This is a genomic window from Mesobacillus zeae (assembly GCF_003570705.1).
Classification (GTDB): domain Bacteria; phylum Bacillota; class Bacilli; order Bacillales; family Cytobacillaceae; genus Mesobacillus_C; species Mesobacillus_C zeae.
Map to the genome: position 1 here is coordinate 28,430 of NZ_QWVT01000045.1, position 19,042 is coordinate 47,471.

Consider the following 19,042-nt stretch of genomic DNA (forward strand, 5'->3'; position numbering starts at 1 on the left):
GACTTTAGGATGAATAGAACAATTTTTTAGTTCTTTTTATACTCTATTTAAATTTTACAACCAGACAGATACCCTTTCTTGCTACCTATTCCTAATGAAATTTCTTCTGTGTGATCCAATAATATGAAATAACCATTGTCACCAAAATCCAAATCATGATGATCACTAAATTTCCATAAAAACTATTCTCGGCTGAACCGGTGATCAAAAATTCCATTGCATACTTGCTCATTCCTGCTGGGTTCAGCATATCGAGCACTGGATGCAACCCGACGATCATCCGGTTAAAGAGCAGAAACACTATGGAAATTAAAGCAATGATGCCCTGACTGTTGAAAATTGTACTAATCATGGTAGTGAATGTGACCATGAATAACACCCAGACAGAATAAATGAATAAGGATGCCAGTACACAGGAAAATTGCACGCTAGAGAATAGATAGCTTGTATACAAATAAGAAACAAAAAAACCACAAGATACACTTAGGAGGATGATGAAATAGTTTGATATTACTTTGCCCCAAATGTAAGCTCCTACCGAAACTGGCCTTGTTAATATAAAGGCAAGCATCCCGCTCGCTTTGTCGCTTTGAATGACCCCCATCACTGAAACAGCTATAATCATCAGACCCAGCTGGTCAAATTGGGACCCGAGGGTAGCCGCCATTATATGGCCTCCCTCCTGTTGAGTCATTGAAGGATCGATTGTGATGCCCTGGCCTCCCCCTAAAGCTTTTAAAATAGCTGGGAGGTAATACATGACTACAGGCTGGGTCGCACCTAAGAACATGAATACAAGAGGAAGCCAAATTATTTTATAGTCTCGTTTCATTTGAACAAATTCTTTGTTTATTAGAACCATTAAGGAATTCATACGCCCACCACCAAATTCAAAAAGATTTCCTCAAGAGTTTCTCTTCCGCCCGCTTCAAATCGTACAATATCAACATCATGATTCAATGCGGTTTTTAATAACATATTTTTTTGCTGCTGGGGATTTTCCAGTGTAAATTCCACTTTGCTCCCCTTCACTTCGATTTTTTTCACATAGGGTAATTCTCCGGCTAATTGAATCCATTGCAGATCTTTTGGAGCAATCTCCATTGAGACTGAAACCCTGGTATTTCTTCTCAACAACTCTGTTATCGTTGTGTCTTCGATTTTTTTGCCATTTTTCATAATGACAAACCTTTCACATATTTCTTCTGCATCACTTAAAATATGGGTGGACAGCAGTATGGTTGTTTCTTTTTTTATTTCTTGAATCAAATTTAGTACTTCCCTGCGGCCAATTGGGTCTAATGCGGAAACAGGTTCATCCATGACAATGAAAGCTGGTGCATGAAGAATCGCCTGTGCGATCCCTAACCGTTGCCTCATACCTCCCGAAAACGTTTGGACTTTTGCATTTTCCTCTCCGGTAAGACCGACTTTTCCTAAGACAACTGGAACCTTTGCCAGTAGCTTTTGCTTCGACATTCCTGAAAGCTGCCCCATGAATAGAAGCGTTTCATTCGCCGTCATCCACGGGAAAAAGTTTGGATACTGTGGCAAATAACCAATCTCTCGCTTCATATTTGAGATTCTCTGCCCATCAAGAAGTACCTCGCCTTCATCCGCGTGAAGTACATCAGCGATGGTCTTTATTAACGTAGACTTGCCCGCACCATTCGGCCCAATCAACCCTACACATTGGCCTGTTTCAAGCTCCATTGAAAACTCGCTGACCGCAGTCTTTTGTTTAAACCGCTTCGTTACATTCCTTATCTCCAATTTCATGACGGAAGATCATCCTTTCGTCCAGCTGCAAAATATAAAATCGGCCCAATTGTATTACAAAACAAAATAATCAATGTCCACATTAAAATGTTCTTTCTCGTTTCGCGATGTTGGTACAAATCGATCAACGCAATTAAAATAAGCACCAATCCAACCACTGCAAACGGCAAAATAATTGGCAGCACTTCCATAAAATCAATATTTTTCAGTTCGTCCCATCCGTAATGAAGTTTCATCCTCATGTCCCCTTTAGTTCTTTTGTTATCATTATCAATAATGATAACAAAAGAACGAGGTGTTTGCACCTTTTTTTAAAAATAATTATCGTACTGCCACTTTTGTTCTCTATATTGATAATGTTATCATTATCAATATGAAGAGCCTTTTTAATCAAAAGGATGTTAAAGGAGATAAAATGACGAACAAAGCGGAAATTTTAATGCACCCTGTAAGAATGAAGATAGCACAGGCTTTGATGAGAAATAATGAGGAGGGTCTAACACCTTTAGGAATGCTTGATATCATTCAGGATGTTCCACAGGCGACTTTATACAGACACATCCAGGTGATGTTTGACGCTGGTGTTCTTAGGATTGTAAAAGAAAAGAAAATTCGGTCCGTTTCCGAAAAGTATTATGCGCTTAATGAGGATGCTGCTCGCCTGGATTCAGAAGAATGGAAAAAAACCTCCAAGGAAAAAAAGCTTAATTATATTTCTTTTTATCAGCTTTCCTTGTTGACCCAATATCAAAATTACCTTTCCACATTAGAAAAAAAGAATAGTACCGAGGATCAGGCAACCTTTTCCTTACTAGAATTAAAAATCGCAGATCAAGATTTCGACTCCTTCCATCGGGAATTGAATGATCTAATGCATAAATACTACAAACTAAAAAAAGAGGATGAAAATCTTCCAACCCGTACGATTGCGGTAACAATCATTCCAGAATCCTGAGTGTATACGCCCATCCTGAAAGGGAAAGTGAACCCGGCATTCATTAAAACCGGGTTCACTTTTGTAAAGCCCCACAAATCTTATACAGATACTGTATACAGTGAATATATCCTGTGCTAACATAGTCACAAATATATTTTGGCCTGACAAAATGTATCCGCTGCCAAATTACTGAACTTTCTCAAGTAATGAAGGTAATGATCGACTCCGTAGTTATATCTTTTATTGTACATTTTCGCTACTACAAGATTATATTCCGGAATCACTAATAAGGTTGGCCCCGTAACACCAAGGATTTGATATGAACCTTTTGGCACTCTCTCCCCAATTTCGCTTCTTGCTCTTGGTGTGTCCTGGACATACCAAAACAAACCATTTCCCGGCAAGTCCTTATCCCTATACTGGGGGCTCTGCATGGAAGTGGCGATTTGAATCACATCTTTCGGAACAATCTGCTTCCCATTCATCACTCCGTTATTCAAATGGAGCAGACCCCATTTTGCAAACTCTCTTGCGGAAGTATGTAGATTCGAAGCTTTGCCGTCTGAACTTCCCAAACAAAACGCAGCAGGTTCATCAGGATGGTCGACTACATGCACTAGTTTTTCATTAGGACTGGCCTGCCACCCTGTCTCACATAATCCTAACTGCCCGAATACCCGCTCTTGAAGAAATTCGGGAAAGCTTTTACCGTAGAGTCTATTTAATAACCCAGCCATCATGATCACATTGATCCCTCTGTACGCCCAGTTTTCCCCTGGATTAAACTCTCTATAAGCCGTTCCGTCAGGTCTCTCATTTAATCCATGGCAATGTGTTACCAAGTGCCTGATTGTCGTGCCTGCGAGAAGCTCTTTATCGTACTCATCAAAATAGTCAGTGGCTGAGTCATCAAGACTTCTGATTTTCCCTTCATAAAGTGCAAACGCTATGGCCAGTCCCAAGTAGCTCTTCCGTGCAGAAGCAATATTAAATTGGGAGGATTCCGTAACAGGACGGGAAATAGCTGAATTGGAATGATGCCCGCTATAATGCTCCACTACAACCTCCCCGTCCTTTATGATTACCAAGGCAGACGCGCTGCTGTGATTACGTTCCCTAATATACTCCACATATGAAATCAGATTTTGATAACGATTCTCCACTCTCTCCACATCCCTTTGTAATATAAAACACTTCATTAAGATAAATTCTATATACTGGGATCATTATCCTTGTTTGAAATAGGCCTGTTCGCTAAATGTGTTGAGTCATTGGGCATTTAATATATGAAGTGTGGTTGTTTAAATTCTTAGTCAATGCTACCAGTCTCGTAGGTTTGCTAACCATCATGAGTTTTTATATATCGATTTATTTTTAACCCATAAAACTGTTATTTCAAAAAAACCTTGAAAGGCATTAAGCCACTCAAGGTTTTAGAATTTTCCCCAGACCTTTCAATCACTTCAATAGCTCTTTATAGAGTCCTCTATTACCAAATATCAATTATAAATGGCTGTCTTTTTCTTCTATGAATTCTAGAAAGTGATCTTGAAGTTCCCCTTCTGTATCAATAGAATCAAGCAGTAATTTAGGCTCTAACGAACAGTCTTTTAAAGTTGAACTTCCATCAATTACACCTAACATGTTGGAAATGGTATCAATCATGGTTTGTTCAATTATCCTCATTAAAATATCCTTATTTTCTTCTGTTAGGCTATTGTAGAGACCAATAGCTGCTTTGCAGTACTCATCGGTTTTTGGGCCAACTTTTGTTGTTTCGTATAGATGTCTGTCTAATTCATGATTCTCTTTGATTATTGACTCATATAGTGATTTAACGAAGTTCTCAATCATTTTATTTCCTCATTTTCTGAAACATTTTTTTATTTAGTTCAATGAGTTCTTTTAATGCAGAATTCATACATACACATTGGTTATCTGTATTAATTAATGTCGAAATTCATTTTTTTTCCTTCTTGAAGTTCAATTGTTGCGACCATCACTACTTTTCTTTCTTACTATTTTTTCTAATTTCTATCATTATCGGATTCTTGCTTTTCGGAATCCATCGAATACACTTATTACAGCGAATATAAAATAGATGATCAATGATCCCAATACCGCATTGTCCACAAATTCGTCTCCTGTAACAGTGAATAGATTGGACATGTAGGCAATAAACTCTGGTTGGAATAAATTCTGATTATTGATGATTAAAACAAATACCACTAATGCAAGGAGTTCATTCACAGTGTTGAAAATTGCTGTTTTTTTCGTCCATTGGCCCTTAATGAATTTATATAAAGCTAAAGCGACATCCATCCCAATCACCAATAGAACTACTGGCCAATAGGAGTCGAGGACTTCCTGGTTAAAAGAAGGAGTTACAAATACAAGTCCTTCTTCACCGCTCTCATATACTCCTGCAAGACGATTCGCGTAAAAATAAACCGTTGACCAAATCGCCGTCCATAGCAAACTACCAAACACTTCTGCCCTTGAAATAGATCTCTTCTTCGGAATATTAGGGATGTTTTTCAAATCTTCGGGTGACCACTTTTTAAAATATGGTGTTAGTGGCTGCATGTCTTTCCCCTTGTCTGTTCTTTCTAAAATTGCGAAGAATAAAGTGACCCAGAAAAACGTTTGAAACGATATTTCTAAAATACTTCCAACACCTTCAATCATGATTGCGATAAACGTAGTGAGCACTGTTCCCCCTTCGTTGTAACGAAAGATATGCTCTGCAGCTAAAGAAATCACCGCAATCGCAGCCCCAATGGGCAGAATCATTTTTAATAAGGAAAGATATGCCTCGAAGTACCGTGGCCCTATCAGGTGCATCGGCTTATCCTGATAACCGCTTGCGAGCATTGCTGGATTCCCCATTTTCTCCAGGACAGATTTAACATCCTCTTCTCTATATTCAGCAGGCAGCATATCCTCAATGGTCGACCTCAATTCAAGTCCAATGTCTTCGCGAGTCTTTTCTGGAAGCCTGCGCGTCACTTCGTGAATATAGACCTCAATCAAGTCCATCTTTTTCCTCCCCTTCCAACAACTTATATAATTCCTTAGAATTTTTCAGCCATTCTTCTTTTAACTGCTCAAAAACTTCTTTGCCGTATTCACTAAGAACATAATATTTCCGTGGCCTGGTCTCGGACGTATCCCAGCTGCTCGTTACCAATTCCTGCTTTTCAAGTCGGCGAAGCAGTGGATATAATGTGCTTTGCTCAATGAAAATCCCCGACTTTTCCAATGACTGGACAAGTGAATATCCATATTGCGGAGTCCGCAACTGGCTTAACACAGCTAACGTCAATGTCCCCCTTCTTAGCTCGGTACTTAATGAATTCAATAAGTTGCTCACCCATCCACCTCTTTTCCTCTGTCTCATACTATATGTCATACACTATTATACTATACGTCATACAGCATTGTGCATTAAATATTATTATTAAATGACTCAATTTTATATTTTTCAATTTTTTACATTTACGTTAATTCCCAAAAAAATTCTTTTGACAATATCAAAGAATAGATGTAAATTTTAGTTATTATATATTCAAATAATCAAATATAAAAATATTCAAAAAAGAAGGTTGAGTCATGCAACAAAGATTTTCTATGTCCAGTAAGTTTAAAGGTTACAATCTCCAGGCTTTTCAAAAGGATTTATTAGCAGGAATTGTTGTCGGAGTTATAGCCATTCCTCTTGGGATGGCTTTTGCGATTGCTTCTGGGGTGAAACCGGAATTTGGGATTTACACGACTATCATCGCCGGAATCATCATTTCCCTTTTTGGTGGATCGAGATACCAAATTGGGGGACCTACCGGAGCTTTTATCCCCATTTTGTTTGGTATCATTGCGACTTATGGTTTTCAAAATTTGCTGATTGCAGGATTTTTAGCTGGAATTATGCTTTTCTTAATGGGCCTATTTAAATTAGGCTCACTCATTAAATTCATTCCAAAGCCTGTAACGATTGGATTTACATCAGGTATTGCCGTGATTATTTTCGCGGGACAAATTGCGGATTTTTTAGGGTTGGAAGGTGTCGAGAAGAAAGAAGCATTCATTGATAATATTATCGAAATTGCTCAGCATCTGAACAGTATGAATATGTATAGCATTTTAACTGCTGCCATCTGTTTTATCACTGTGATCCTTACACCGAAATTGTTTCCGAAAGTACCTGGCCCATTAATCGGGTTAGTCCTGTCGACAGTGGTTGCTTCCATATTTTATTCAGATCATGTTGCCACAATTGGAACAGCATATGGATCGATTCCAAATACATTGCCGCACTTTTCACTTCCTAATCTAACTGTTGAAAACATCGTACTCATGATCAAACCAGCAATGGTGATTGCCTTTCTTGGTGCAATTGAATCCTTATTGTCTGCTGTTGTAGCTGATGGCATGACAAACAGTAAACACGATAGCAATAAAGAGCTGATTGGCCAAGGTCTTGCTAATATGATTACACCGATGTTTGGAGGAATACCGGCTACTGGTGCGATTGCAAGGACTGCAACCAATATCAAGAATGGTGCGGTCTCGCCAATATCGGGAGTCATTCATGGGATTGTCGTTTTATTGATCCTTCTTCTATTTGCTCCTTATGCATCCAGTATCCCATTAGCCAGTATGGCACCGATTTTGATGGTAGTCGCCTGGAATATGAGTGAAAGACATGTGTTCATGCATGTGTTAAAAACAAAAACGGGTGATTCGCTCGTTTTATTGCTTACCTTCTTCTTGACTGTCTTTGTTAATTTAACAACAGCTGTTGAATTTGGACTTGTTTTAGCTATTATATTATTTACAAAGAGAATGAGTGAAATTATGGTGACAGCTAAAGCTCTTCCTAATTTGGAAAAAAATCAAAAAGTTGAAGTCGGCATGGTAACCGCCGGCCACGATTGTCCGCAAATATCTATTTATAACATTGAAGGGCCATTGTTTTTCGGCGCTGCGATGACCTTTGAACAGTCGATTTTGAGTACAATCAATTACAAACCAAATGTACTGCTTTTAAGAATGGGCAAAGTCCCTTTTATGGATACCACTGGCGAGGCGAGATTAGCCGGAATTATTGCTGATTTCAGCAAACATGGTATTGTATTGATAACAGGATTAAACAGCCAGCCAAAAGAGGTTTTGAAAAGAACTGGTTTATACCGCTCGATTGGCGATGATCACCTTTTTGAACATACGGGCGATGCTATTACTTATGCATTGCAGCATCTGGACAAACAAAAGTGTTTGGGCTGCAAACATTTTGCGTTTAGCGAATGTGCTCAGTTATGCGGAGAACCCAAAATAGAGGCTGACAGCCGAACGTTTCTTTCTACTACTTGATTAAAGGAGCTACACGATGATGGATTTGGATATGCAGCAGTTTAAAGCTGAATTTTTTAAAGCATTGGCCCACCCGCTGAGGATTAAAATCCTTGAAATATTAGCAGAGGGACAGAAAAGTGTGAATGAAATTCAAAGCCTGGCTGGAAGTGAAGGTTCAGCTGTTTCTCAGCAGCTTATGATCTTAAGAAATAAGAATATTGTTGCGGGGATCAAAGAAGGAAACCGTGTCATTTATTCATTAAAAGATCCAATGATTATTCAACTGCTCCAGGTTGCCCGGCAAATCTTCAATAACCATCTTGTAAGCACTATATCCATGCTTGATAAATTGAACGTGGATGAAGGAATGGAAGAGAAAAAAAGCGAAATAGATAACGAGAAAATCAATTGATTATCTTCAGGGAATGGTCGTGTCGTTTTCTTGCCGCTAACTCTTCTTTAGAAAAGTTCTGCTTTTAATCGGGGTTTCACTTTACAACTTAGTCCATTCTCATGTATATATGATTCATTTTACAGAAAACAAGATTAAATCCTACTAAATCAAAGTGAATAGGATGTCAAATGGCTGTTGAGGAATTTCCGCAACAGCAGTTATCAGAAAGAGAGTTGGAATCATGCCTCTTCACATTCGTGAAGTAACAAAAGATAATTGGCGTTCTGTCGTGGCTTTATCCGTTTCTGACCTTCAGCATCGATTTATTGAAAGCAATGCTTTTTCGTTGGCAGAATCACAGTTTGAGAAAAATGGTACGTCCGTCGGTTTATATGATGACGAATCCCTTGTTGGGTATGCGATGCATGGCTGGCATAGCCAAATTAACCAAAGCGCCTGGTTAGACCGTTTTATGATTGATTACCGGTTTCAGGGAAGCGGGTATGCAAAAAGATTTCTACCTATGCTAATACAAGAAATACAACAGCAATATTCTTGTAGGAAAATATATTTAAGTCTTCACCCTGAAAATGTACAGGCTCAAAAATTATATGAATCCTTTGGTTTTCGCCTGAATGGGGAGATAGATGATTCTGGTCCTGTCGTCGGGGTTGTAATGGAATTAGATTTGTAGAATGATCCACTCCTTTCGAGATCAAATTAAAGGGAATATTGAAGAAATCCTTGAATGAGCTTGCTTATCCAAGGATTTTTGATTTTTAATCTCCGCCACCATTAACGGCCTCTTTCAGTTTTTCCATTATCCTTGCAATCACTGCGATTGATTCTTCCGTATCGAACCCTTCAATATCCAAAGAGTGATTTGCATTAGGAACAACCTCTATCGTTAATTGAGTTTGTTTTAATCTTTCCAGTTGGTTTGAATGATAATAATGATCTTTATCCCCGATCACCAACAGCCCTTGATGGTTACTTTTTAATAATGATTCTAAAAACTGTTCCAACTTTAACAAAGGAGTGAACAAGATTACTTTCGCCTCTCGAAAAACTTCCCTCTTCATTAATTCATTTACAATAGGTATGGTTCCAAGTGACTTTCCAATAAAAATAGTTTCATTGTACTGGCCGTTTTCCTGCACTTCATTTAATACAGGATGAATCGCGTTCATTATATTCCTCGTAATATCATCCAGTGACTTTTTAAGTAAATCCTGTTCAAAACTGTAGTGAACTTGTACAATATCCACATTCAGCTGAAGCATGGCCATTGTTGAATAATAAAACAGCGGTCTATCGTATGTATAACTAGCTCCGGAAAACATAAAGCAAATAGTATCAGCACCTGTCTCGATATGAGTATACTTAACCTCTGTTATGTTATCTCTCATCCTTACAATACAGTTACGAATCTTCACCATTCCACCCCTGTTTATCAAGTTCCGATTTAATCTACATACTTACAATTCCGATAATGAATTTGAATTCGTTCCGGCTTTTCTTCATCCTTTTAAAACCCTGCTTACTGTCAAAAATCAGTACAGTTCTTCTTATCCATATCCGTATGTATATTGAATGGAAATGAATAGGCCGAACAATTCCTTTTTCCTCTACTTCCTGCCCATTAGACAATTCTATCTCAGTCCTGATGATCCATTTGTTGCCTATGCCGAATTCGATAAACTTCAAATAGGACACTCCTTAGCTAGGCCGCTTGTTTTTGAGCAGTGAGTAAACAAATGTGTCATGCGCTTTCCCATCCTGATACATATAGTCCCTCAAGATACCTTCCTTTTGAAAGCCGATTTTCGTCAGCAACTTATTTGATGCCTCGTTTTCCAGAAAGACAACAGCGCCTATTCGCGTCAATTCCATTTCCTCAAAGCCATACGACAACACCTCGGATGCAGCTTCGGAAATATATCCCTTTCTCCAATGATTCGGATGGATTTCATAACCTATTTCAGCCCGTTTATTTTTAGGTACCCAAGTATTAAACCCGATTGTTCCGATTAACCCTTTCGATCCTTTCCTTTCAATCCCCCAGCGTATACCCCTTTTCTCATTGTAGTTTTTAGAAAAGAAATCAATGATATCCTCCGCTTGTTCTATTCTCACTAAAGTTTCTTGCCCAAAGTAACGGGTAAGATCACGGTTTGAAAAATTAGCGAAAATCGCTTGTGAATCCTCTTTGTGTATCTCTCTTAATATCAGCCTCTCTGTCTCTAATACCGGAAACATTTCTTCTCCCCCTTTGTCTAAGTTTAATATTCTTCAAAAATTGGAAAACCCCTTTCTTTCACATCAGTTTTAGCTGGGAACTGATAATATTTTTTGTGACATTTTTTCCAAAAGATGTATAGTGAGAATAAAGACGTTCAATTTAATGTAAAAAAATAAGAGTCTTACTACATCTTATATGTAGCAAGACTCACTAAAAAGTTTAATCGTAAATCATTCTGATTATTCCTGCCTTCAAAAAAGATAATAAATTTGTTTAATGATACAACTTTTATATAAGGCTTCTTACTCTATATGCATGACTATTCCGTCTTTATATTCAAATAAATAATCACCCTCTTTTTCTAATAGAACAGGTAAATACTGATTTACCATTTCAGCAATCCCTAAATTATTGGGATCCATTATCCAATCAATATGTTTCCAATCAAGAATACCCTCCCTAGTTTTTTTTATGGATTCATTACCTATCGTGGCATCTACCTCAAATAAGTACACATATAATCCATCTTTTTTTCTATCACTTGTCGCCCATGTAATGACACCTTTTGAGTAATACTGATTTACTTTGAAACCTGTTTCCTCAAATACTTCACGGATTGCACCCGCATCAGCAGTTTCACCAATTTCATTTTTACCCCCAACACCATTCCACACTCCCATGATCGGTGGCTTTTCACGATTCAACATTAAGATTCTATCATTACTTTTTATAAAACAAACGTTATATTTAAACACTTAATCATCCCCATACTTATATTAATTCTATATCCATTTAAGTATATAATACTGTCTAAGATTTTAATATCACGAGTACCAGATGTTCTTATAATAGCCCTGTCTGATAGTGATAGTAGAAATTATCATGGAAATGATTTCTAGATTTTAAACAATTTTATTTGTTTTTAAATTCCTTTATTATTTTTCAAACAACTTTATTATCTCGTTACAGAAAAGGCTATGTTAAACAATATTGTTGATTTAATGAAAAAAATAGCACCGCTAATATATTGCAGCGCTTATTTATTAATATTTGTATTTCGTTCTTGTTTTACTTGTTTCCTATAATAAAAACTTAAAATAGTTGCAATCAAAGGCCCACATAGAACACGATGGATTTTATAAGGCTATCGAAGGAAAATACAATAAATAAAATTGAGAACACAAAGAATAATCCACTAAGAATTAAAAATGCTGTAGTTCTCTTTTTCACTAAAATTCAATTTTACTAAACCGCAAAAAAGCAGGGTGGATCATCCACCCTGCCTCCTTTTTCACATTAAACCTCTATTTTGACCGAAACATCGGCTTTTACAGGAAATTTGGTTTTCTTTGACCATTGTAAAAGCACAACGACTGCCAGAATTACGAGTCCAATTATGTCGGTGACTATTCCTGGGATAATTAGGGTTAGTGCACCTATAAAGCACAGCACTGTGATTGGTACGTTCATATCCGTGATGAAGTATCGTTCGAGTGCCGCGCTCAGCGCCAAAATGCCGAGTACGGCCGTAGTTGCAACGTGAATGACTTCAAGCGGGCCGGACACATCTTGCATTAAGAGTGCTGGAGAGAAAACAAAGATATACGGGATAATGAATCCGGACAGCGCTAGCCTGACCGCTTCGAAGCCCGTTTTGTTCGGATTGGCTCCTGCAATACCGGCTCCTGCAAAAGCAGCGAGTGCGACAGGCGGCGTGACATTCGCCAGAATACCAAAATAGAATACGAACATATGCGTTAAAAATGGATCGATGCCAAGCTTCAGAAGCGCAGGCCCAGCCATTGTCGCTGTGATAATGTAAGTGGGAATGGACGGTAATCCCATACCCATAATGATACAAGCTACCATCGTCAAGAACAATGTAAGAACGACTTCTCCCTGGCCAAGCACAAGAATCGACTGTGTCAGCTTTGGCCCCAGTCCTGTTAATGTACTGACACCCACGATGATCCCAACAATCGCACAAGACATTGCAACACCAAGGGCCGAACGGATACCTTCTTCCATCGCCATGATGATTTCTTTTGGTCCCATTCGTGTCTCTTTTTTGAACCAGCTGACGACTACTGCAAGCACAATCGCATAAAAAGCTGCGTATAGAGGTGTTTTCCCGGCAACCAATAGGCCAATCAAGACAACGATTGGAATCAATAGATGTCCGCCTTTTTTCAGCGTCTCCCTGACATTCGGTAATTCCTCTTTTTTCATCCCTTCCAATCCAAGCTTTTTCGCGCGGAAATGAACGATGAAAATGATGCCGAGATAATACAGCAATGCTGGTAAAATCGCAGCGAGGGCGATTTGGTTATATGGCATTCCTAAAGTTTCGGCCATGATGAAAGCTGTCGCCCCCATTACTGGCGGCAAAATTTGGCCCCCGACCGACGCTGTTGCTTCGACTGCCCCGCCGAACTCAGGCTTATAGCCAACCCGCTTCATCAGCGGAATCGTGAAGGCACCAGTTGTCACGACATTGGCAAGCGCGCTGCCATTAATCGAACCAAGCAATCCGCTTGAAATGACGGACACTTTTGCTGGCCCGCCGGAAGTATGCCCAGCTAGCCCCATTGAAATATCAGTAAAAAACTTGCCCATTCCTGATGCATTCAAAAATGCCCCAAACAAGATAAATAGTATGATATATGATGCTGAAACCGAAATCGCGATACCGAATATCCCTTCTGTCGACAAGAACATATAGGTGACAATATCTTCAACATCCTTCCCCGAGTGGCGAAGGATTTCAGGTGCGTACTGGCCAAAAAAAGCATAACCAAGAAAAACCAGCGCAAGAATTGTCAATGCATTCCCGGCGACACGCCGCCCGCCTTCAATGACAACGACAATCATGACAATCCCGAAGAAAAGGTCCATCTTGTTTGGCATATATACACTCATACGCTCGGCAATTCCCTGGAAATCAAGGAACATATAAGCGCCAGTCGATAGAGCAGCAGTAAACCAGAACATATCGGCAACCGTTACTTTATCTTTCTTCCTTCTAAAGAAAGCGGGATACAGAATAAAAACGAGCGCTGCAATGACCGATGTGTGAAGCGAACGATGACGCAGTGCATCAAGCGGTCCGAAATAAGCTGTATAGAGATGATAGCCGGCAAGGCCTACACTCAAGATTAAGATTGCGTACCGCCAAAAACCATGATCTATTTTTTTTGTCCTGGATTCAGCGTCGTACTTCTCCAGGATTTTTGTTTCGTCTATGTCCTTTATTACGTTTTCCCCCATCCTTTTTCCACCCCTTTTACCTATTGTAGTATTCCTTTTTCTTCATAATATTTTTTCGCTCCAGGATGCAGCGGCAGCGGCAGATTCTCGGCCGACTTTTTCACGTCAATCTGACCAGCAGCACTGTGTGCATTCTGCAGATCATCCAGATTATCAAACAATGTTTTCGTCAGTTCATATACCGCTTCATCCGGCAAGTCTTCATTTGTCACAAGAACATTGCTCACTTTGACAGTCGGAACCTCCTTGCCAGCTCCTTTGTATGTATTCGCTGGAATGCTCCCTTTCTCAATAGCCGGAAATTTCTTTTTCATTTTCAATGTCAATTCTTCCGGAACCGGAATAATGACTACATCATCAACGGCTGCAAGCTCCATAATTCCAGAATTCGGATAGCCTGATGAAAGAAAGGCCACGTCGGTCGTCCCATTTTTGATTCCTTCAATCCCCTCTGAAAATGACAAAAAGTCTGCGTTGACATCGTCATACGTCAGCCCTGCCCCTTTCAGGATTCGCTTCGCCATGATTTCTGTCCCGCTCCCAAGTGCTCCCACAGCCAGGTCTTTGCCCTTAAGGTCCTCAAGAGTTTTAATGCCTGAAGATTTTGTCGTTACGATTTGCATATAGTTTGGATAAAGAGAGGCAATTGCCCTGATATTTTTTAATGCACCGTATTTGGCAAAGTTCCCTTGTCCGTTATAAGCGTCAGCCACCGTATCGGCCATCGCAAAACCAATTTCCGCTTTACCGCGTGATACTTTCGCTGTATTTTCAGCCGATGCACCAGTTGTTTGTGCACTTGCAAGAGCACCAACTTCTTCACCATAAATCTTAGCCATCGCATTTCCGAGCTGAAAATACACCCCCGATGTACCACCAGTTAAAATTGTCAGCGGCTTGCCGGCATAATACGTCTCTTTCTTCTGATCCGGCCTTTTGTGATCGCTTTCATTTACTTTCGCATTATTACTGCATCCGGCGAGGAAAACCATCATGATTAAAGTTATTACACCCCACTTCAAACGAAACAATAACACCACACCCCTTTTTCTATATTTACACTATACTAATGCAAATATTGTGCCAATAGTAATATTTTTTTATTTTCAGTCAAATTACCAAGGTCCATAAGAAAAAGCGGCAAAAAATGCCGCTTTAAGAGGGAAAAATATTCCCCTCCGGCATTTTTTTCCGCTATCATTTTTCTTCTTCACGGTATTGGTTCAGCTTGTTGCGTAAGTTACGTTCGCTTATTTCAAGCAGCAGTGCCGTTTGCCTCCGGTTACCGTCGCAAAATTCAGTTACTGCCTGAATCAGCTTTTTCTCGGCCTGCCGAAGTGACGATGGAATCGGAATCACGAGGGAATCTTCCAAAATCTCTTCGTCCAGGCTAGCAGTTACTGAACCGGTCTCCGAAGCAATAAAAGGAAGCTCAGCAACAGTGATGACTCCATTTTTCGCCATCGCAACAGCATACTCAAGAATGTTGCCAAGTTGCCGGATGTTACCGGGATAAGTAAATTGCCGAAGTGCTCTCATAGCGTCAGGCGCGATTTGAGGGACAGGACGGCTCATTTCAGCAGCATACCTATTGAGGAAATGCGGAACGAGCAGAAGCAAATCTTCTTTCTTTTCCCTAAGCGGCGGCAGTTCCAGCGGGATTACATTGAGGCGGAAATACAAATCCTCACGGAACTCTGCTTTTTCGATCATGCCTTGCAAATTTTTATTTGTGGCAGAGATGATCCTCACATCCACTTTGACAGGGGAATTCGCTCCTATTGGTGTCACTTCTTTCTCCTGAAGAAATCGGAGAAGCTTCGCTTGCAAATGTACTGGCATCTCACCAATCTCATCAAGAAAGAGCGTACCTCCATGTGCCGCTTCCACTTTTCCCGTCCTGCTTGACACTGCACCGGTAAATGCACCTTTCACATAGCCAAAAAGCTCACTTTCAAGTAGCGGCTCCGGGATGGCTGCACAGTTTACTGCAATAAACGGACCCTTGCTTCGCTTCCCGTTCCGGTGGATAGCCCTTGCCACCAGCTCTTTCCCTGTGCCGCTTTCTCCAGTGATCAAGACGCTAGAATCGATGTCTTTCACTGTGTTGATGACGGAGAATACTTTTTGCATCAACGAACTCTCGCCAATAAGCTGGTCATATCCCTTGATTTTTTCAATTTGCTGGCTGAGTTCACGGACCTGGTTATACAAATTTTGATGCTCAACTGCCTTATGTATGAGGAGCACTAGCTCGCTAATCTCGGGTGGCTTAGTAATATAGTGGAAGGCTCCCCGCTTAATCGCTTCGACAGAGGACTGAATTGTACCGTATGCAGTCATCATGATAACCGAAATATATGGGCACATCTCGATAATTTTCGGAATCACATCCAGCCCGTCATCCTTTCCGAGCTGCCAATCTAGAAGCACGACATGTACTTCCTGCTGCTGTAGTATTCTATATGCTTCATCGACGAGGGTGCACGCCTCTACCCTGAATTCATCTTCGAGCGCAAACTTTAACGATGAGCCGATAGCCGGCTCGTCATCCAAAACCAAAACGAACGGCTTCATGTGTTCTCCCCTTTCCCTGCCGCCGGGAACTTCACGGTAAACTCGGCTCCCGTTTCAAGCGGCCTAGCTTCAACTGTGCCATTATTTTCTTCGGCCCATTGGTAACAAAGCGACAGACCAATGCCGACTCCCTTCGACTTTGTCGTGTAGAATGGCTCAAACAGATGGTCAAGCGCACCATTTTCAATTCCACAGCCTGAATCGCTTACTGTAATATAGCAAAGTTGTCCTTCACTTCCGGCCGTTACTGTCATTGCCTTTTCCTCACTGTTCTCCATGGCATCAAGCCCATTGATCATGAAATTTAAAAGAATTTGGCCAATCTGGCTTTTGTCAGCAAATCCCAAAGTATCCTCATCAACCACTACCTTTAGCTCGACACCGTTTTTCCTCAGTGTGGGCTCCATGATGGATACAATTGATTGGACGCACTCCTTAAGCTGAAAATATTCTTTTTTCGCTTCATTATGGCGAGAATACCCAAGCAGGCTTTCAACAATTCGATTCATTCTCCTTACGGCTTCCGGAACATGGCGAAGAAGCTCTTCCTGGTAGGCCGGATCCTCATACTTCCGAGGAAGGATATCAATGAACATTTTCACAGTTGTCAGCGGATTACGTATTTCATGGGCAACACCTGCGACAAGCTGGCCAAGTGCTCCCATTTTTTCACGAAGGGCCAGCTTCCTCTCAAGCATTCGTTCTTCGGATCGGTCCGCAAGTGTGATTAAATAGCCTTCGGGCTCAGCATTTTCCCCTTCGAATGGAATAACACGAAACAAAATTGAGCGCCGTTTCCCTTCTTCTTCAAACTCGATTTCTTTTGAAAAATATTCTTCTTTCCCATTGTTTTCCGGTAGGGATTGCCATTCCTTGAACACAAGCCTCATAATTGGCAATGACCATATATCATCTGATTTAGGTTTTTCGATATACTGGAGTTTCAGGATCGCCCGAGCACGCCTGTTCATGCTTGTTAGGCAGTGTTGATTGTCAAAAGTAATGATGCCTGAATAAATGTGGTGGAAAATATTCTCCTTGAACTGGTCTGCCTGGGTAAGCTCCTGCTGTTTCTGCTGCAACATGCTATTCGCCTTTTTCAGTTGCTGTGTCTGTTTTTTCACTTCTTTCTGCAGCTTCTGGTTCCATAATGAAATAGCTGACAATGCTGTAAGAATCAGGACACTGAATACAATGAGAGCCAGCAGCCATTTTCGCAGCTCTTCAAGACGCTCATCTTTGACATCATAGAACCATTCTTCGTGAAGTGCAGAATAATCCCCATTCTTTTTCAATTCTGCAATGGATTTGTTTACAGCACTGGCTAGTTTGTGATGATTAGGATGCAGGACAAACACTAGCTCTGATGATGTCCCAGTCAAACCATCAATCATTTCAAATTGAGACTTCATCCCCATTTCATTGAGATAGTGGGAAGCAGTCCATTTATTTGTGAGAAGGACATCAGCCCTATTGTCTTTCAAAAGGGTAAAAGCATCACGTGTATTAAGCGCAAGAGAAATTTCGGCACCGCGCACATTGTTCATCATGGATAATGCCGCTTCATCTTCCTGCATGATAACTGTCCTGTCACGCAAATCGGTCAACGTCCTCATTTGTCCTGCATCTACTTTCGGAACTACCACCGTGTCGGTCATCATGAAATACGGATCACTATATAAATATTGCGAACGTATGGATTGTGAATATTTCATACCAAGGATGCCGTCGAGTTCACCATTCTTCAACAAACTGACTGCCTTGTATGTATTCATCGGAATAAATTTGAATTCAATATTTTCTCTCTTGGCAATTTCTTTGAATAGTTCAACGCTAAATCCCGTAAGATTCCCGTTATTATCTACATAAGAAAATGGAGGCATGTACTGTTCTCCGGCAATTTTGTACACTTTTCTCTCTAGTTTCTCAGGGCCAGTATGAATTTCCGCACGATATCCAACCGGCTGTAAAAACAATATTACAAGGAAGAAACACGATAATGACCAAAGCTTTTTATTCATAAATCCGGCCTTTCTCTCCAGGATACTCCGTATTATTTTATCATAATTCTTTTAACATTCGGTAAAGGAGAGCCTTTGGATTTCGCAAAGGGTATGCTTCGTCTTGTGTTTATACTGGTGTTTCGGTTAGGTGCGAAAATAGAAGGGGTTTGGTTGATATATCGCTGTGGTTGGTTGATATCCACCCCAGGCTGATCGATTTTTACTCGCAGTTGGTTGATATCTACCCCAGGATGATCGATTTCCACTTGTAGTTGATCGATTTCAACTCGCATTGGTCGATATCCGACCGAAGTTGGTCGATTTCCTCTTATAGTTCAATTCGTAGTTGATCGATTTCTTCCCCAGGATGATCGATTTCCACTTGTAGTTGGTCGATTTCAATCCCAGGCTGATCGATTTCAATTCGCAGTTGATTGATATCTATCCCAGGATGATTGATTTCCACTTGTAGTTGATCGATTTCAATCCCA

General features: G+C 40.3%; 19 protein-coding genes. 4 read left to right on the forward strand and 15 right to left on the reverse strand.

Annotated elements, in window-relative coordinates; all coding sequences use genetic code 11:
- Positions 1–91: 91 nt before the first annotated feature.
- Genes D1970_RS20505 through D1970_RS20515 form a run of 3 tightly spaced genes read right to left on the reverse strand, consistent with a single transcriptional unit; the run spans position 92 to position 2,015 of the window.
- Positions 92–874: an ABC transporter permease subunit gene (locus D1970_RS20505; protein ID WP_119114712.1), complete on the reverse strand. Its 783-nt coding sequence runs from the start codon at positions 872–874 to the stop codon at positions 92–94.
- Positions 871–1,779, reverse strand: coding sequence for an ABC transporter ATP-binding protein (locus D1970_RS20510; protein WP_119114713.1), 909 nt, complete (start codon positions 1,777–1,779; stop codon positions 871–873). Before D1970_RS20510 ends, D1970_RS20505 begins: the two co-directional genes overlap by 4 nt.
- Entirely contained in the window at positions 1,776–2,015 is a 240-nt protein-coding gene (locus tag D1970_RS20515; protein WP_119114714.1) for a PLD nuclease N-terminal domain-containing protein, read from the reverse strand. Before D1970_RS20515 ends, D1970_RS20510 begins: the two co-directional genes overlap by 4 nt.
- Positions 2,016–2,194: 179 nt before the next feature.
- On the opposite strand from D1970_RS20515, the gene D1970_RS20520 reads away from it, so the two are divergent.
- On the forward strand, positions 2,195–2,734 hold the full coding sequence (locus D1970_RS20520; RefSeq protein ID WP_119114731.1) for a helix-turn-helix domain-containing protein: 540 nt from the start codon (positions 2,195–2,197) through the stop codon (positions 2,732–2,734).
- A 125-nt stretch (positions 2,735–2,859) separates the two neighbouring features.
- Here D1970_RS20520 and D1970_RS20525 read toward each other — a convergent pair whose 3' ends face one another.
- The 4 genes from D1970_RS20525 to D1970_RS20540 all read right to left on the reverse strand — a co-directional run bounded on the left by D1970_RS20525 (position 2,860) and on the right by D1970_RS20540 (position 6,089).
- A complete protein-coding gene (locus D1970_RS20525) occupies positions 2,860–3,915 on the reverse strand; it encodes a serine hydrolase domain-containing protein (RefSeq protein ID WP_119114715.1) in 1,056 nt (351 codons plus the stop codon).
- Positions 3,916–4,219: 304 nt separating this feature from the next.
- Positions 4,220–4,570: a transposase gene (locus D1970_RS20530; RefSeq protein WP_119114716.1), complete on the reverse strand. Its 351-nt coding sequence runs from the start codon at positions 4,568–4,570 to the stop codon at positions 4,220–4,222.
- 186 nt (positions 4,571–4,756) lie between these two features.
- Positions 4,757–5,755: an HAAS signaling domain-containing protein gene (locus tag D1970_RS20535; protein ID WP_119114717.1), complete on the reverse strand. Its 999-nt coding sequence runs from the start codon at positions 5,753–5,755 to the stop codon at positions 4,757–4,759.
- On the reverse strand, positions 5,742–6,089 hold the full coding sequence (locus D1970_RS20540) for a PadR family transcriptional regulator (RefSeq protein ID WP_119114718.1): 348 nt from the start codon (positions 6,087–6,089) through the stop codon (positions 5,742–5,744). Before D1970_RS20540 ends, D1970_RS20535 begins: the two co-directional genes overlap by 14 nt.
- A 239-nt stretch (positions 6,090–6,328) precedes the next feature.
- Between D1970_RS20540 and D1970_RS20545 the strand changes: the two genes are divergently transcribed.
- The 3 genes from D1970_RS20545 to D1970_RS20555 all read left to right on the forward strand — a co-directional run bounded on the left by D1970_RS20545 (position 6,329) and on the right by D1970_RS20555 (position 9,156).
- Positions 6,329–8,086, forward strand: a complete 1,758-nt coding sequence (locus D1970_RS20545) for a SulP family inorganic anion transporter (protein ID WP_119114719.1) — start codon at positions 6,329–6,331, stop codon at positions 8,084–8,086.
- Between the two features lie 19 nt (positions 8,087–8,105).
- Positions 8,106–8,480 carry an ArsR/SmtB family transcription factor gene (locus D1970_RS20550; RefSeq protein WP_119114732.1) on the forward strand — a complete coding sequence of 125 codons (375 nt, stop codon included), beginning with the start codon at positions 8,106–8,108 and terminating at the stop codon, positions 8,478–8,480.
- 223 nt (positions 8,481–8,703) lie between these two features.
- Entirely contained in the window at positions 8,704–9,156 is a 453-nt protein-coding gene (locus D1970_RS20555) for a GNAT family N-acetyltransferase (RefSeq protein WP_119114720.1), read from the forward strand.
- Between the two features lie 85 nt (positions 9,157–9,241).
- Here the strand turns inward: D1970_RS20555 and D1970_RS20560 are convergent, their stop codons facing one another.
- The 8 genes from D1970_RS20560 to D1970_RS20595 all read right to left on the reverse strand — a co-directional run bounded on the left by D1970_RS20560 (position 9,242) and on the right by D1970_RS20595 (position 18,569).
- Positions 9,242–9,901, reverse strand: a complete 660-nt coding sequence (locus D1970_RS20560; RefSeq protein WP_119114721.1) for an alpha/beta hydrolase — start codon at positions 9,899–9,901, stop codon at positions 9,242–9,244.
- Between the two features lie 31 nt (positions 9,902–9,932).
- A complete protein-coding gene (locus D1970_RS20565) occupies positions 9,933–10,169 on the reverse strand; it encodes a DUF3977 family protein (protein ID WP_119114722.1) in 237 nt (78 codons plus the stop codon).
- A gap of 12 nt (positions 10,170–10,181) precedes the next feature.
- Positions 10,182–10,721, reverse strand: a complete 540-nt coding sequence (locus tag D1970_RS20570; protein WP_119114723.1) for a GNAT family N-acetyltransferase — start codon at positions 10,719–10,721, stop codon at positions 10,182–10,184.
- 285 nt (positions 10,722–11,006) lie between these two features.
- Positions 11,007–11,459, reverse strand: a complete 453-nt coding sequence (locus D1970_RS20575; RefSeq protein WP_119114724.1) for an NUDIX hydrolase — start codon at positions 11,457–11,459, stop codon at positions 11,007–11,009.
- A 541-nt stretch (positions 11,460–12,000) separates the two neighbouring features.
- Complete coding sequence (locus tag D1970_RS20580; protein WP_119114725.1) at positions 12,001–13,971, reverse strand: TRAP transporter permease; 1,971 nt, start codon at positions 13,969–13,971, stop codon at positions 12,001–12,003.
- A gap of 20 nt (positions 13,972–13,991) precedes the next feature.
- Positions 13,992–15,002 (reverse strand): TAXI family TRAP transporter solute-binding subunit, encoded by a 1,011-nt coding sequence (locus tag D1970_RS20585; protein WP_119114726.1) that lies wholly within the window; start codon positions 15,000–15,002, stop codon positions 13,992–13,994.
- Positions 15,003–15,168: 166 nt separating this feature from the next.
- Positions 15,169–16,548 (reverse strand): sigma-54-dependent transcriptional regulator, encoded by a 1,380-nt coding sequence (locus D1970_RS20590; protein WP_119114727.1) that lies wholly within the window; start codon positions 16,546–16,548, stop codon positions 15,169–15,171.
- A complete protein-coding gene (locus tag D1970_RS20595) occupies positions 16,545–18,569 on the reverse strand; it encodes a transporter substrate-binding domain-containing protein (protein ID WP_119114728.1) in 2,025 nt (674 codons plus the stop codon). The genes D1970_RS20590 and D1970_RS20595 overlap by 4 nt, the downstream gene beginning before the upstream one ends.
- Positions 18,570–19,042 lie beyond the last annotated feature (473 nt).